This window comes from Archangium sp. (genome assembly GCF_036277355.1).
Classification (GTDB): domain Bacteria; phylum Myxococcota; class Myxococcia; order Myxococcales; family Myxococcaceae; genus Archangium.
The window spans coordinates 35,005-49,240 of sequence record NZ_DASUNC010000103.1 but is presented as its reverse complement, the minus strand read 5'-3'; the positions used below and the strand labels follow the sequence as shown (position 1 = coordinate 49,240).

The following is a 14,236-nucleotide window of genomic DNA, read 5'->3' as shown; positions in this document are numbered from 1 at the left end:
TGGCCCTCACGCCGCCGACGAAGTGAGCCGGGGACGGTGTCGCACCCAGCGAACCAGGCGTCCACTGTGATACTCCTGTCCCTGGCATGAGCACCTGGTCCCCCACTTCCTGGAAGACGAAGCCCATCACCCAAGACGTCCGCTACGAGGTCCCCAAGGAGGTGGACGACGTGGTCGCGGAGCTCGGCCGGCTGCCTCCGCTGGTCACCTCCTGGGAAGTGGAGCGGCTGCGCGAGCTGCTCGCGGATGCCCAGCAGGGCCGCCGCTTCCTGCTCCAGGGCGGCGACTGCGCCGAGTCGCTCTCCGACTGCCGTCCGGACATCATCACCAACCGGCAGAAGATCATGCTGCAGATGTCGCTGGTGCTCATCCACGGGGGGCACCGGCCCGTCATCCGCGTGGGCCGCATCGCCGGCCAGTACGCCAAGCCGCGCTCCAAGCCCACCGAGACGCGCGGCGGCGTGGAGCTGCCCAGCTACTTCGGGGACCTCGTCAACCGGCCCGAGTTCACCCCCGAGGCGCGGCGGGCGGATCCCCGGCTGATGCTGGCCTGCTACCACCACGCGGCGATGACGCTCAACTTCGTGCGCTCGCTGAGCGACGGTGGTTTCGCCGACGTGCACCACCCCGAGTACTGGGACTTGAGCTTCTTCCAGCAGGCCGCCGTGCCGGGCGAGCTGCGCGACGAGTACGAGCAGACCACCCGCAAGCTCAGCGAGGCCCTGCGCTTCATGGAGGCCCTGGGCGAGCGCAACGTGGCGGACCTCACCCGCGTGGACTTCTACACCAGCCACGAGGGCCTCAACCTCCACTACGAGTCGGCCCAGACGCGCCAGGTTCCGTGGCGCCCGGGTTGGTACGACCTGACCACGCACCTGCCGTGGATCGGCGAGCGCACCCGCGCCCTCGACGGCGCGCACGTGGAGTTCTTCCGCGGCATCCGCAACCCGGTGGGCGTGAAGCTCGGCCCCAGCGTGTCTCCCGAGGACGCCGTCCAGCTGGCCGAGCGGCTCAACCCGGAGAACGAGCCGGGCAAGCTCGTCCTCATCACCCGCATGGGCGCCCAGAAGGTGACGGACGCGCTTCCCCCGGTGGTGGAGGCCATGCGCAAGGCGGGCCGGCTCGTGCTGTGGGTGTGCGACCCCATGCACGGCAACACCGTGAGCACCTCCTCCGGCATCAAGACGCGCAACTTCGATGACGTGCTGCACGAGGTGGAGCAGAGCTTCGACGTGCACGAGAAGCTCGGCACCCACCTGGGCGGGGTGCACTTCGAGCTCACGGGCGAGGACGTCACCGAGTGCATGGGCGGCGCCGTCGGCATCACCGAGCGGGACCTCGAGCGCAACTACGCCACCCTGTGCGATCCCCGCCTCAACTACCGCCAGGCCCTGGAGATGGGCTTCCGCATCGCCCGGCGCATGAGCCGCCTGCCCCGCCCGCCCCACTCCTGAGCCGCTACACGGGGGGCGAGGGCGGCGTGCCCCGGGGCAGGTGCACCATGAAGGTGGTGCCCTCGCCCGCCACGGAGCGCACCTCCACCTCGCCCCCGTGCGCGTGCGCCACCTGCCGGACGATGTAGAGCCCCAGCCCCACACTGCGCGTGGCCGCCTTGCCCGTGGTGCCTCGCCGGAAGGGCTGGAAGAGCGTCGCCTGCAACTCGGCGGGAATGGGCTCTCCCTCGTTGTGCACCGAGAGCAGCACCTCGCTCCCGGCCTCGCGCACCTCCACGCGCACCGGTGTGTCCGGCCTCCCGTGATGCAAGGCGTTGCTCAGCAGGTTTCCCACCACCTGCGCCAGCCGGTCCGCGTCCCACCACCCCCACCCGTCTCCCCGGACCTCCAGCTCCAGCCGCCGGCCCGGGTGCGTCACCTGCAGCTCCTCCAACGCCCCCCGGGCGATGTCGTGCAGGTTCACCCACTCGCGCAGCACCGGCAGGCCTCCGCCCATGCTGCTGCGCGCGAAGTCGAGGATGTCGTTGAGCATCCGCGCCATCCGCCCCGCGCTCTTGCGGATGCGCTCCACCGCGCGCACCGCCCCGTCGCTCAGGTCCTCCGTCCTCTCCAGCAGGAACGCCGAGGCGCTGATGGCGTTGAGCGGGTTGCGCAGGTCATGCCCCAGCACCCCGATGAGCTGCTCGCGCAACTCCGCGGAGCGGCGCAGCTCGGCCTCCACCTCCTTCTGCGGGGTGATGTCCACCACCACGCAGCCCAGTCCCAGCACCTCGCCGCTCTCGGCGCGCACCGGGTAGTAGCTGCCCAGCCAGTAGCGTGCCGGGCCCTGGTAGTCCGGGCCGTGGCTGATGAACTCGTGGTTGGACACCGGCTGGCCCGTCTCCAGGATGCGGCGGAAGAGGGGCTCGTAGAGGTCCGCCACCCAGTCGGGCACCACCTCGCGGACGCGCCTGCCCCGGTGGAACTCCACCGAGTGGCCGTGGAGGGTGGCCAGCGTCTCGTTGATGCGCAGGTAGCGCAGCTCCTGGTCCAGGAAGGCGATGCCCACCGGCGAGGCCTTCAACAGCGTGTCCAGCTGTGCCAGCGAGTGCTGGGCCTCGGCCCGGATGAGCCGCTCGCGCTCGGCCAGCTCCGCCTGCACGATGAAGCCGGTGGCCCGGGTGACCATGGCCCGGAAGAGCAGCTTGTCCGCCTCGCTGAACTCGAACACCGTCCTCGAGGCCATGTGCGCCACGCCCGCGAGCGTCTCGCCGTGCAGCAGGGGCACACTGTAGGTCGCGCGCAGGCCGAGCTCGCGGATGGGCTCGTAGAGCATCTGGGGGTGGGTGGCCACCGAGCGCACCGAGCGCGGCTGCCGCTCGGCGGCCACCTGGCCCGTGAGGCCCTGGTTCAACGGGAGGCTGGCGCCCTCCGCCAGGGCCTGTTCCGCCCCGAGCCCCACCGCCGCCCGCAGCCGCAGCCGCTCCCCCTCGCGCAGCAGGATGGAGGCCCCATCCACCGCCACCGCCGTCTCCATCAGCACGTTGAGCAGCCGTGGCAGGAAGGTGTCCAGGTCCTCGCTCTCCAGCGCCGCCTGGGACACGCGCTCCAGCGCCTGCATCATCCGCTCGCGCGTGCGCGCGTAGTAGGTGATGGCGGTGATGATGCCCTGGTCGATGGCTTCATCCATCAGCTCCAGCTCGGCGAGGCCCGGCCAGTGGCCCGAGCGCTCCAGGCACCGGAGGATGGCGTGGCGCAGCAGCCCGTACTCCAGGGCGACCTCGCCCGGCTCGAAGCCCAGCTCCAGCCGCTGCAGGCCGTGCTCTCCGGGGACGAACTCGGGCACCCGGGGGGGATGCCCCGCCGAGGCCTGCTCCGCCGCGTCCGCCAGCCGCTCCAGGAACTCGGGCATGTGGTTGCGCAGCAGGGCGCCTTCCGGTGAGTCCGGGTGGCGGCTCCGCACGGCGCGCTCCCAGTCCGCGAGGATGTCCTCCCGGTGCCGTCGCAGGAAGTCCGCCAGCCGGTACTTGCCCTCGGGCTCCGGCCCGGATGGCCCGGGTGGTTGAGGTGGCTCCTGATCCCTCATGCGCGCTCCCCCCCAAGGCGATCTCCGTGTCCCGCCTCGAGTCTGCTCATGGCGGAGGAGCGCCGCCTCGTACCCGCGAGCCAGGAGGAGGAGCCCGGGAGCCGTCCGGCATTCCCCCCTTCCGGCGGCGCGGCCTGCCGGCCCTTTCCGCCCTGGCCCCTCCTCCCTGGAGGGCAGACGACGCCCCGCTTCGACGAAGCCCCACCCGGGGGAGGGGAAGGGTTAGGTTGGAGGCAAGATGAGCACCCTCCTCCTCACCCGCAGCGATGTCGTCCGTCAAATGGAGGCCCTCACCCTCCTCTCGGAGATGCGCGAGGCCTTCCGCGCGGACGCCGAGCGCCGCCCCGCGGAGCCCCAGCGCGCCCGCGCCCCCCTGCACGACAAGGGCAGCGCGCTGGTCGTCTTTCCCGGCACCCTGCCCGGCATTCCCGCCTACACCGTGAAGGTGCACGCGCAGTTCCCCGGCCGTACGCCCGCCATCCAGGGGGTGGTGCAGCTGCATGACCTGGAGACGGGGGCGCTGCTGGCGATGATGGACTCGGGCCACCTCACGGCGCTGCGCACCGGCGTGGTGGGCGCGCTGGCGGCGGACGTGCTCGCCCGGCAGGACGCCTCCCGGGTGGCCCTCATCGGCGCGGGCGCCCAGGCCTCCATGCAGCTCAAGAGCCTGCGGCTGGTGCGCAGCCTCGACCACGTGCGCGTCTTCGACGTGGACACGGCCCGGGCCGTGGAGTTCGCCACCCGCATGTACCACGCGCTCAACCTGCCGGTGCGGCCCGCCATGTCCGTGGAGGAGGCGGTGGAGGACGCGGACATCGTCATCACCGCCACGCCCTCGCGCGAGCCCTTTCTTCCCGGGCATGCTGCGCGGCGGCTCGCACGTCACCGCGCTGGGCGCGGACGAGCCGGGCAAGGCCGAGCTCTCCGCCGGGCTGCTGCGCCAGTCCCTCTTCTTCTGTGACAACCGGGCGTTGAACGTGGCCATGGGCGCCCCCGCGGGCGTGGGCCTCGGCGACGACGTCATCCACGCGGAGCTGGGCGAGGTGCTGGCCGGCACGAAGCCGGGGCGCACCGATGCCGGACAGGTCACCCTCTTCGGCGCGGTGGGCCTGCCCTTCCAGGACCTGGTGGCGGCCTGGCACGTCTACCAGGGCGCGCGCTACGACGAGCTGGTGCAGCGCGTGGACTTCGGGGCCTGAGCCCTCTCGCGCACCTCAGTGCGTGGTGCGGCGCGGCGGGCGGGAGATCTCCCGCGGGCCGGACAGGAGGCTGTCGGGGCCGTGGTGCAGGTACACCTCGTCCGCGACGATCTCCCGCACGTCCTCCAGTGGCACGGCGTAGTCCTTGCGCCAGACGAGCAGGCTCTTCTCGACGATGAAGCCCTCGTCCGTCACCTCGACGACATGCCCGAGCTTCTCGCCCCGGTGGGTCCAGACGACCATGCCCTCGTGCAGCTCCGAACGCTCCGCCATGTGCCCACTCCTCCTCACGTTGGAGGGACCGCCGGGCGGCGGCCCCGGACATTCAAGCTAGGGACGGGGCGAGGGCCCGTCACCGGGCGGGCAACCAGGCTCGCGCCGAAGGTTGGTTGGTGCACGAAGGTGGCGAGCGGCCGGGGCGCGCTGGTGTCGTCTGCCCGCGCATGCCCATCTTCCCCGGGTCCGGAGGTGGATGATGATGGTGGGCTTCATGGCTTCGAGGACGGGGCGTTGGACGCGCATGCTGACGGGCGCGTCCCTGGTGGTGGGCGGCCTGTCCACGGGCTCGGTCAAGGGCAAGCTGATGGCGCTGGCGGGGCTCGTCCCCCTGCTCGCGGGCGCCTTCGATGTCTGTCTCTTCGGTCCGCTCTTCGGGCTGCCGCTGAAGGGGGAGGCCATCCGCCGCAAGGTGGGGCTCATCGGCGAGGACTCGCTGCTGCCCCACCCGCCGATGCCGCTCACCGAGCGCCCCACGCTCCTGCACTAGGAGCGCACGCCGAAGGGGATGGAGAGGGTGCCGAACGTCTCTCCGGTGCGCGCGTCCACCAGCCGCGCCTGGAGGGTGACGGTGCCCTCGCGCTCGCTCACGTTCTGGAAGTAGAGGAAGCCGGTGAGGGTGCCGCCCGGGTCCAGGGTGCCCTCGGGCAGCGCCTTGCGCAGCATGTCGCGCGTGGGCAGCGGCTCCGGCGGTGGGCGCGCGTACCAGGAGGAGTACGGTCCCCAGAACGGGTCGTACCAGCCCGGTCCGTACCAGGGATCATACCAGCCCGAGCCATACCAGCCGCGGCCCCACGGACGGCCCCAGGCGAACGCACCCGGTCCCCACCCCCAGCGGGAGCCCACGCCCACGCCGAAGGAGAGGCCCACGTTGTTGTCGTAGCCCGAGCCGCCCACGGCGGCGTGGCCTTCCTCGCTCAACTGGAAGGGCGAGAGGGCCGCGTAGGAGAACTGGGAGCTGCCCTTGAGCGAGAAGGCGTCGTACTGGATGCGGAGGGGCCGGCCGCTCTGGTTCTCGATGCGCACCTGGACGGGGGTGACGATGCGCTCGAGGTCCGAGGGGTTGCCCTTCCACGCGTCGCCATCGGCCACCAGGCGCACGCCTTCGGCTTCGGCGACGGCCGCGCCGGCCTGGGTGGTGGGAGTGCTCGGCAGGGGCTGCAGGGTGGTGGGGGTGACGCAGCCCGCGGCGAGCAGCAGCGCCGCGAGCGCGAGCCAGGGAGCGCGCGTACGCATGGGGGTTCTCCTCCCTCAACATTAGGAGTGGACCCGGGTCCATGCTGGAGCGGGGCGGTGGCCGCCTGGTGTGGAGGCTAGGGCCCGGCGGCGGTGGTGCCGCGCCAGGCGGTGCCCAGCAGCGCGTCCCAGTCCTGCACACGCGCCCAGTCCTCGAAGGTGTGCCAGCCCACCTCGGGGAAGTCGCGGCGCAGCAGGGCGATGTTGGCATGGTAGCCCACGCGCTGCAGCCACTCGAACATGCGTCCCAGGTCCTCGTTGGCCGAGAGCATGGCTTCCAGCGGCATCTCCTCGTAGTGCAGCTTGTGGCCGCTGACGTAGGAGAGGAGGGCCGCGGCCTGCTCACCCGTCACCTCGTCCGAGGAGACCTCGACGCGCTTGCCGTAGAGCTCCTCGGGCCACTCCATCAGCCGGGCGCAGAAGGCGGCGAGGTCCGCCATGGACACCATCTGCAGCCCCTGGTGGGGCGGCAGGGGCAGCGACAGCACGCCCTCGCGCATCCGCTGCGCGTAGGCGGCGCCGAGGAAGTTCTCCATGAAGAAGACGGGCGCCACGATGGTGTAGGGCAGGCCGCTGCGGCGCAGGTGCTCCTCCACCACGTGCTTGGTGTCGAAGTGGGGGATGCCGGTGTTCTGGTCCGCGCCCGCCACCGAGGAGTAGAGGAAATGGCGCACGCGGGCCAGCTTCGCGGCGTCGATGAGGTGGCGGCCGTGGCGCACCTCGCCCTCGAGCCCTCCGCCCGCGAAGGGCGTGGCCATGGCGAACACGGCGTCCACGCCCGCCATGGCGCGCTCGAGGCTCTCGGGATCATCGAAGTCCCCGGTGACGAGCTCCGCGCCCCGCTGCGCCAGCTCCACGGCCGCGGGTGCGTCCGGGGAGCGGACGAAGGCGAGCACGCGGTGCTCCCGCTTGAGGAGCAGGCGGGCCAACGCGCCGCCCTGCCTTCCGGTGGCACCGGTCACCAACACGGTCAGGGGTCGGAACATGCGATTCCTCCGGACGAGAACCTTCTCCCAAGGTGGGGATGGGCGGCGCGTGGGTCGAGGGGCCGGGCCAATGGCTAGCGCTTCTTGCCTGGTCCCTTCTTCTTCGTTCCGCGCTCCTGCTCCTTCTCCTGCTCCTTCTTCTGCTCCTGCTTCGCCGTGCGGCCCGTCCGGGCGGACACCTGCTGGGCGACCCGGCGCACGCCGGAGAAGGCCTCACCGGCCAGCTTCCGCGCCCCGCTGAGCGGTCTCCCCTTGGCCGCCTCCTTCGCCGCCTCCAGCACGCTCGACACCGCCTGCTGGGCCAGGCCCTTCAGGCCCGCGGCTCCGGCCTCGTCCGACTCGAGCGCCTGGGGCTGCTCGGCCCGGGGCTGCTCGGCCCGGGGCTCCTTCTTCGCCTCCTGGCGTACGGGCTCGGCGTTCCGCTGCTCCCTCGCCTCGCGCGGAGCGGCCTCGGACCGCGCGGGGGTCTCGGAGACGCGCATCTGCTCCGCGCGCTCCCGCTCCTCGCGGTGCTTGCGGTACAGCTCCGCCGTCTGCGCGTGCTGGCGCCCGTAGTGCACTCCCTCGTCGGTGTGGGGCTTGGACTGCTCCGCGGGAGGCGTCTGCTCGGCACCGCCCGGGTTCGTCGTGCTGGGCTCCGGCTTGTCCGCCTTGAAATGATCGAAGCTGTACGTGCGCATCCCTGTCTCCTTGCCCGTCGTTTGAATTCCAGCGCTGGTCCGGAAGGTAGGAAGCACCCTCCAGGACAGGAACCGGGGATGGGGGCAGGCAGGAGGGCGAGGGCCCCTCCGTCAGGCGCTCTGCGAGTGCTTCAGCTCAGGTAGGACGCGGCGAACTCGTGGGCGTGGACGATGGGCTGCCGTCCCGCGAAGCCGCCCTCCAGCTCGTGCCAGTGCGACACCTCGGGCTCGCCGAAGCGCCAGCAGAGGTACACCGGGCGGCCGCCCTTGAGCGCGCGGAAGTCCACCAGCCCGTCCGCGGCCTTGATCTCCACGCCCAGCTCCTGGAACTGCTCCAGCTCGTTCTGGATGGTGTCGATGAGCGCATCCCGCTCCCCCCGCAGGGGCGCGGTGCGCTCCGGGCCGGCACCGGCCGCCTGGAGCTCGTCCAGCTCGCGCACGAGCGCATGCACGCGCTCCACGAAGGGCCGCACCCCGGTGAAGGTGCGGGTGAGCAGCGGGATGAGGCGGTTGGCTTCTTCCACTCCGAAGTAGCGCATGGCGGCCCCGAGCTTAGCGCCCGGGACCGGTGAAGAGGGGCGGAGAGCGCCTCCGCGCTTCGTCGTCAGCGCTTCTTCGTCGGCACGCGTCTGGCGGCGGTCTTCACGGCGCGCGCCACGGTCTTCTTCGCCGCGGCCGCGGCCCGCGACAGCACCTTGCGTCCCACGTTGCGCAGCGACACGGGCGTGTCCGCGCTCTTCCGGGCGGGGCTCTTCTCCACCAGGGGCTTGCGGCTCGGGGTGGCCTTGGGGGCCGCCGCGGCCGCCGTCTGCTTGCGAGCGGGTGCCTTCTTGGCCGCCGCGGGCTTCGCCTGCGCCGTGGCCTTCCTGGCCGCGGGTTTCGCCGCCCCCGCCGTCTTCGCCGCCGGTGCGCGCTTCCTCGCCTGCGCGCGCGAGCGGTAGCGCTTCACGGTCTCGGCATGGGCCTGTCCGTACGTGGCGGGGGCCTTGGGCAGCATGGCGTGCTCCGCCTTGTCCTGGCTCAGCGCCAGCTCGTGCTCGTCGTTGCCGAGCCGCGGGCCCGAGCCCTGGTAGGTCTGGGCGGGCTGCTGCGACTTGAAGGGTTCGAAACTGTAGGTTCTGCCCATAGATGTCTCCTGCTGGCGTACCTCGGCTGCCCCAAAGGTAGGGAGCCCGCGCAGCAGGTGGAATGTCTTGCGGGACAGGGGGAGCGGGCGAGCGGCGGGTCTGAAAGGACCTGTGGAGACCCCCTAAGTCAGACGTCTGTTCGCGCGCGTCCTCCTCTCGCGACCCACGCGCACGGGTTGCGCATGGGGGGCGGGTGTCTGATGACCTGGAGGGTCGGACGGACCTCCCCGCAAATCCGGACAGGGCTGAATAGAATTGAAAGCCCTATTGGAATTCTACGCCCCCCCATCTCGAAAGGCTCGCATCACGCGGGAGCCAGGTCTGGTGGGCGAGGGCAACCCTTCACGTGGGCCCATGCCTTGCACGACTCCGTGTCGAAGCAGACTCGTCAGCAGTCGGGGGAGAGCGAGACCATCATGAGCGACTTTCATCTGCCGCAGCTGTTCTGCCCGATCACTCCGGAACTGCACCCCCTCATGACGCAAATCGAGGGCGACGCGCTGGAGCGCTGGTCGAAGTACCTGGGTGTGCACGCGAGGCACTCGGTGTTCCGCAAGCTGCAGCGCAGCCACTTCCCCTTCCTGCTGGGCCGCTGCCACCCGGACGTGCCGCAGGAGAACCTGAGGGCGGCGCTGGACTTCCTCATCTGGAACTTCTCGTGGGATGACCAGGTGGACGTGGGCGAGGTGCCCGCCGAGTGGGTGCGCCAGCAGAGCGAGATGGCGCGGGCGGTGCTCGAGGGCGCCATTCCCTACCACGACGCGCCGCCGCTCTTGTGGCTGCTGGCGAGCATCCGCGAGCGCATCGCCGCGCGGATGCCGGAGCAGTGGATGAAGCGCTTCATCCACGCCTGCTGGTGCTACTTCGAGGGCACCATCTGGGAGGCGGATGTGCGCGGCAACCGCGTCTGCCTGGACGTGGACACGTACATCCAGCTGCGCCGCCTGTCGGTGGGCACGTACATGGGCTTCACCCAGGTGGAGGCCATCGAGGGCTTCCTGCTGCCCGACGAGGTGCTGGCGCACCCGGCCCTGCAGCAGCTCGTGGAGACGGCCACGGACATCATCGCCTGGGCCAATGACTTGTTCTCGCTGGCGCAGGATCTCCAGGACGAGTTCCACCCCAACCTGGTGTTCTCGCTCCAGAAGGAGCGGGGGCTGGGGCTGCAGGAGGCCATCGACGTGGCGGTGGACATGCACGACACGGCGATGCGGCGCTTCCTGGAGCAGGAGAAGCGCCTGCCCTCGTTCGGCGAGCACGACGCGCACGTGGCGCGCTACGTCACCGGTATCCGCCGCTGGGTGCGCGCCAACGTGGACTGGTCCATCCAGACGGGGCGCTACCAGGAGGGCGCGGGCGAGGCGGCCCCCCAGGGGGTGCGCGTGGCGTGAGCGGCTCCACGCTCGTTGGTGTGCCCCTCCCGTAAGGGGCAGAGCCGTGGGCGCTCGTGAAGCGGGGCGGCGAGCACCGTGTCGTTTCGCCCTTCAGCCCCGGTGCCGCTCGGCGATGCGGTAGAGCCAGGTGAGGGAGTAGTCCAGCAGTGCCTGCCGCGAGCGCATGTAGTTGCGGGCCCGGAGGAAGGGAAGCCAGACGCGGTTGCCCACGAGCACCTGGGCCTCCTCGAGCTTCTGGCGCGGAATCCACCGGCCGCCGAGGTTGCGCACCAGCACCTCGCCCAGGTACGCGCCAATGGCGGGCACCGCGTGCGCGTCGATGGCTTCCCTCAGGCGGCTCTTCGGGAATTCCTCGCGCCAGAAGTAGAAGTCGGCGTCCGTGAGGGACTCGGGCGTGGCCTCGAAGACGGAGGGGACGTCCGAGTGCAGCAGCGCCACGAGGTGCTCGGCCAGGTCGCCGTAATGCTCGAGCGAGCGCTCCGGGTCGTCCACGTCCGGAGGCAGCGCGGAGCCGGCGGGGCGCCACTCCTCGGGCTCGGGGGGTTGCCACGCGTTGAGCTCGGCAATCCTCCGCTGGCGCTCGTGACTGGCGGCCTGGTCCACCACCCGGGAGAGAAGCGAGGCCAGCTCCGGGTGGAAACGGGGCTCCACGGGGGCGAGCATGGCACTGCGCTCATGCAAGGTACGCAGCACGGTGTCGAAGTCGAGGTCCGGGCGGAGGTGGGCGTGAGCGCGGGCCTGTGCGAGCCGTGCCTCCTTGCTGGCGAAATCCGCCACGGTGGGCCACGTCACCAGGAGGACGGAGCCGTTGGGCAGCTCCTCCACACGGTGGGCTGGGGTGGACAGCATGCGCTCGCGGCCCACGGTTTCCACCAGATGGGGGCCGAAGACGTTGAGCCAGAACACCTCGTAGATTTTGTCGAATCCGTCTCTCAGTGCCGCCTTTTCATCCCGCCCAAAATCAGGAGAGCCCGCCAGGCTCCTGTCAGCGACGCTGTGGGCTGCGGCATGAGTCACAGGGTAGTGAGAGGCCCAGGCTCGCGTCATCTCCACGAACAACCGGCAACGCTCCGCTTCCGAGAAGAATGCGAGCGGCTGCACCTCGAGCAAGATGGTGAGCTTGGGAGTAAGCGGTGGGAAATCAAGCCGAGGCCATATCTCCAACGTGGGCCAGGTCGTCCGGTAGAGGCCAATGGACGTTCCTCTTTCGTGACGCTTCTCCTCCAGCGCCTTCCAAATCGCGGAGCGGGAGTACTTGCGTCGACGCTTGCCTTCAACGATGTCCGGCATCCACCCATCAGCGTATCGCTCGAGTTCTCCAAGCAGGGGCTCCAACTCACTCTCCAGTGGAGCTTGCTGGTCGAAAGCACCGTCAAATGTGAGCAGGAGGCTGTCCTCCAGGCGCGACAACTCCAACACCTTCATTGGAATAGAACCTCCACGCCCGGGACGGCGTCTTTCGTTGCGGTGACAGCGGCTCTCAATCGGTCTGCGTTCAAGGGCTTGAGGTCGCCGCCCTCGTAAACCAGACGCACCCTCGGCACTTCCACCTCGCCACCTCTCGGGAGAAGGGACCGCAGAGAATCCCGGCGAATGTCCAGCTTTTCTCCATATTTCTGCAGAGCTTCTCGCGCATCCGCAGCCAGTTGGGTTTCGAGAGCTGGACCTCGCAGTCCCGCGAGATCGCGGCTCTTGAAGCTGAAGGTCTCCACGCGCCGTGGCCCTGGGCCGAGCGCGCCTTCCTCGATGACGAGCACGTCAGCGAAGCGCAGGCCTGAGCCCGGCTTCCACACGCCCACCTGCGTTTCGATGCGGGGCTTGTCGAAATCCCCGAGGAGGCTGCGCTGGGCCCGCGGCTTCTCCGCGTCCGCTTTCAGCAGCCTCACCATGTCGCGCTCGAAGGCCAGCCCCCGGGCAAACCACCCGCGCAACTGCTCGTAGCCCTTCCACTTGAGGGGGCCCTCGGCGGCCGTGCCACTCTCCACCTCCTTGAAGCGCTCGTTGTAGTACTCCACGTACTCGCGCCAGCGCGGGTTGCCCCGGGCCTCCGGTGGTGGGGCGTCGAGGAAGGGGCGGTGCTGCTCGAGCACCCTCAGGTCCCTGGGCAGGCGCGGGCCCGTGGCCTCGAGCTCCGCCACCGCCAGCTTCGCCTCCACCACCGGCAGCGTGTGCCCCACGCCCTCGTCCACCAGCGAGGCCAGGGTGCCCTGTCGCTCCGCGGCACCAGCCTTCGTGGCGGAGGGACGTGCGGCCTCGTCCGCCGCTGCGGCGGCTTTCCCGGCGCCCGCCCCGCTCTTCGAGGGAGGGGAGCCCGAGGCCCCAGGCCTTGCCTTGGACATGAGCGGCCGTGCACGGGCCACGTTTCCCCGGGCCTCGTGCAGTGCCAGCGCGGCGTCCGCCCCGCCCGCCGCGACGAAGCGCCCGGCCTCACGGCTGGCCCGGATGTACCCCGCCAGGTCGCGCAGGCCCTGGAGGTTCATGACTCCCTGGAGCTGCCGCGCCGTCTCTCTCAGGGCCCGCAGCCGCGCGTCCGCGGCGTCCACCCCGGTGCGCAGGCGCGAGCGCACGCCCGCGGCGCCTTCCCCCGTGGCGAGGGAGCGCACGCCCTTGTAGCCCCCGAGGAGGGCCAGCACCAGCGCCGGTGTCGCCTCGCGCATGCCCTGCTCCCACTCTCCCCGCCACAGCGACTCCACCCCATGCAGGGAGGTGGCGACGAAGTGGTAGCCCCCCAGCGGCACCCCAAAGGTGAGCTCGTCAAAAGCACTCAACGCCAGGGTGTCCGCCGAGGCGTGCTCCACCAGCTCCCTCCGGGCCCTGGCGAGGGCCTCCTGGTACTCCGGCGGCAACTGGCCCCGGATGGGGAAGAAGGCGAGCTCGCGCCCTGCGTCGTTCATGGAAGTGCTGGAGAGCGCGTCGGCGCCAAATCGGAGAACGCCTCGGCCCAGGTCGGCGAATTCGGAGTCCCTGTCCACCCGGGCCGTGGGTTTGAGCCCCCGCTTCTCCAGGGCGGCTTGGAAGGCGGGCAGCAGCGCGAGGGTTTCCTCCAGCCGCTTGTCCCGGGCCAGCAGGAAGAGCATCTCCCGCAAGTCATCGTCATGGGAGGAGTCGACGGTGAAGACGGCGAGCACCTGGGCATTGAGGCGCCCATGGGCCTCGGGGGCCTTCACCAGGAGGGCGGTGCGCTTGTCGTTGAGCAGGCGGGCGATGTCCTCGCGCGGTGGGCCCAGGGCCCCGAGGCGCACCGCGCTCCAGTCGTCCAGGGCCTCCAGCAGCCGGGGCATGTCCACGCGCTGTTGCAGGGCGAGGACTTCCCCGGGCGAGGAGCAGGTGAGGAAGGGCGCCAGCAACTCCTCGGGGCTGGAGGAGAAGTCGGGCCAGCCCGGGGGCACCGCCTGCCCTCCGCACGAGGGCGGCTCCTCGGAGACAGGCCCCGTGCTGGCCAGCTCGGACGCGGGCGCCTGGCCCGCGCTCGCGAGGGAGGCGTCCGGGCTCAATCCGCGTGCGCTGCGGCGGCGGTGCAACCGCTGCTGCCCACCCGCCTCGGAGGAGAAGGCGGGCTCGTCCGCCTCCGTGGAAGCAACAGGGGAGGACACCTCGAGTGAGGGGGCCGTGGCGCCCACCTCCCGTAGCGTGGAGAGGGCATGGGAGGCCCGCTCAGCGACGCAGCCGGTGGAGAGCAGCATGGCCCCCAGCAGCGTCGCCCACCTGTGTGCCAAGGCCTCAGCGCGCATGGTCTACCCCCGGGCCGAGCGACGCGAAGGCACCCGGGCGTAGGTTCCCCGTCCGCCTTCGGAAACACCCGCGTGCCGCCCTCGGCCA

At 70.9% G+C, this 14,236-nt stretch carries 12 protein-coding genes and 1 pseudogene; 4 read left to right on the top strand and 9 right to left on the bottom strand.

Annotated elements, in window-relative coordinates:
* Window positions 1-86: 86 nt before the first annotated feature.
* Entirely contained in the window at window positions 87-1,454 is a 1,368-nt protein-coding gene (locus VFZ09_RS26900) for a class II 3-deoxy-7-phosphoheptulonate synthase (RefSeq protein WP_329730533.1), read from the top strand.
* Window positions 1,455-1,458: 4 nt separating this feature from the next.
* On the opposite strand, the gene VFZ09_RS26895 is transcribed toward VFZ09_RS26900, so the two are convergent.
* On the bottom strand, window positions 1,459-3,519 hold the full coding sequence (locus VFZ09_RS26895) for an ATP-binding protein (RefSeq protein ID WP_329730532.1): 2,061 nt from the start codon (window positions 3,517-3,519) through the stop codon (window positions 1,459-1,461).
* Between the two features lie 238 nt (window positions 3,520-3,757).
* Between VFZ09_RS26895 and VFZ09_RS26890 the strand changes: the two are divergent.
* Window positions 3,758-4,718: pseudogene (locus VFZ09_RS26890) on the top strand (ornithine cyclodeaminase family protein).
* Window positions 4,719-4,733: 15 nt separating this feature from the next.
* Here VFZ09_RS26890 and VFZ09_RS26880 read toward each other — a convergent pair.
* Window positions 4,734-4,991 carry a hypothetical protein gene (locus tag VFZ09_RS26880; protein WP_329730529.1) on the bottom strand — a complete coding sequence of 86 codons (258 nt, stop codon included), beginning with the start codon at window positions 4,989-4,991 and terminating at the stop codon, window positions 4,734-4,736.
* A gap of 217 nt (window positions 4,992-5,208) precedes the next feature.
* On the opposite strand from VFZ09_RS26880, the gene VFZ09_RS26875 reads away from it, so the two are divergent.
* Window positions 5,209-5,484, top strand: coding sequence for a hypothetical protein (locus VFZ09_RS26875; protein WP_329730528.1), 276 nt, complete (start codon window positions 5,209-5,211; stop codon window positions 5,482-5,484).
* Here VFZ09_RS26875 and VFZ09_RS26870 read toward each other — a convergent pair.
* From VFZ09_RS26870 to VFZ09_RS26850, 5 genes are all read right to left on the bottom strand, one after another.
* Window positions 5,481-6,230 carry a hypothetical protein gene (locus VFZ09_RS26870; RefSeq protein ID WP_329730527.1) on the bottom strand — a complete coding sequence of 250 codons (750 nt, stop codon included), beginning with the start codon at window positions 6,228-6,230 and terminating at the stop codon, window positions 5,481-5,483. The genes VFZ09_RS26875 and VFZ09_RS26870 overlap by 4 nt on opposite strands.
* Before the next feature lie 77 nt (window positions 6,231-6,307).
* Window positions 6,308-7,216 (bottom strand): NmrA/HSCARG family protein, encoded by a 909-nt coding sequence (locus VFZ09_RS26865; RefSeq protein WP_329730526.1) that lies wholly within the window; start codon window positions 7,214-7,216, stop codon window positions 6,308-6,310.
* A gap of 74 nt (window positions 7,217-7,290) precedes the next feature.
* Window positions 7,291-7,896, bottom strand: a complete 606-nt coding sequence (locus tag VFZ09_RS26860) for a hypothetical protein (RefSeq protein WP_329730525.1) — start codon at window positions 7,894-7,896, stop codon at window positions 7,291-7,293.
* Between the two features lie 131 nt (window positions 7,897-8,027).
* On the bottom strand, window positions 8,028-8,435 hold the full coding sequence (locus VFZ09_RS26855; RefSeq protein ID WP_329730524.1) for a DUF2203 domain-containing protein: 408 nt from the start codon (window positions 8,433-8,435) through the stop codon (window positions 8,028-8,030).
* A gap of 65 nt (window positions 8,436-8,500) precedes the next feature.
* Complete coding sequence (locus VFZ09_RS26850; RefSeq protein ID WP_329730523.1) at window positions 8,501-9,022, bottom strand: hypothetical protein; 522 nt, start codon at window positions 9,020-9,022, stop codon at window positions 8,501-8,503.
* A gap of 417 nt (window positions 9,023-9,439) precedes the next feature.
* Between VFZ09_RS26850 and VFZ09_RS26845 the strand changes: the two genes are divergently transcribed.
* Window positions 9,440-10,414, top strand: coding sequence for a terpene synthase family protein (locus tag VFZ09_RS26845; protein ID WP_329730522.1), 975 nt, complete (start codon window positions 9,440-9,442; stop codon window positions 10,412-10,414).
* A 93-nt stretch (window positions 10,415-10,507) separates the two neighbouring features.
* On the opposite strand, the gene VFZ09_RS26840 is transcribed toward VFZ09_RS26845, so the two are convergent.
* Together VFZ09_RS26840 and VFZ09_RS26835 are read right to left on the bottom strand one after the other, a co-directional pair.
* Window positions 10,508-11,842, bottom strand: a complete 1,335-nt coding sequence (locus tag VFZ09_RS26840) for a hypothetical protein (protein ID WP_329730521.1) — start codon at window positions 11,840-11,842, stop codon at window positions 10,508-10,510.
* Window positions 11,839-14,148 carry a hypothetical protein gene (locus tag VFZ09_RS26835; protein WP_329730520.1) on the bottom strand — a complete coding sequence of 770 codons (2,310 nt, stop codon included), beginning with the start codon at window positions 14,146-14,148 and terminating at the stop codon, window positions 11,839-11,841. The genes VFZ09_RS26840 and VFZ09_RS26835 overlap by 4 nt, the downstream gene beginning before the upstream one ends.
* Window positions 14,149-14,236: the final 88 nt, after the last annotated feature.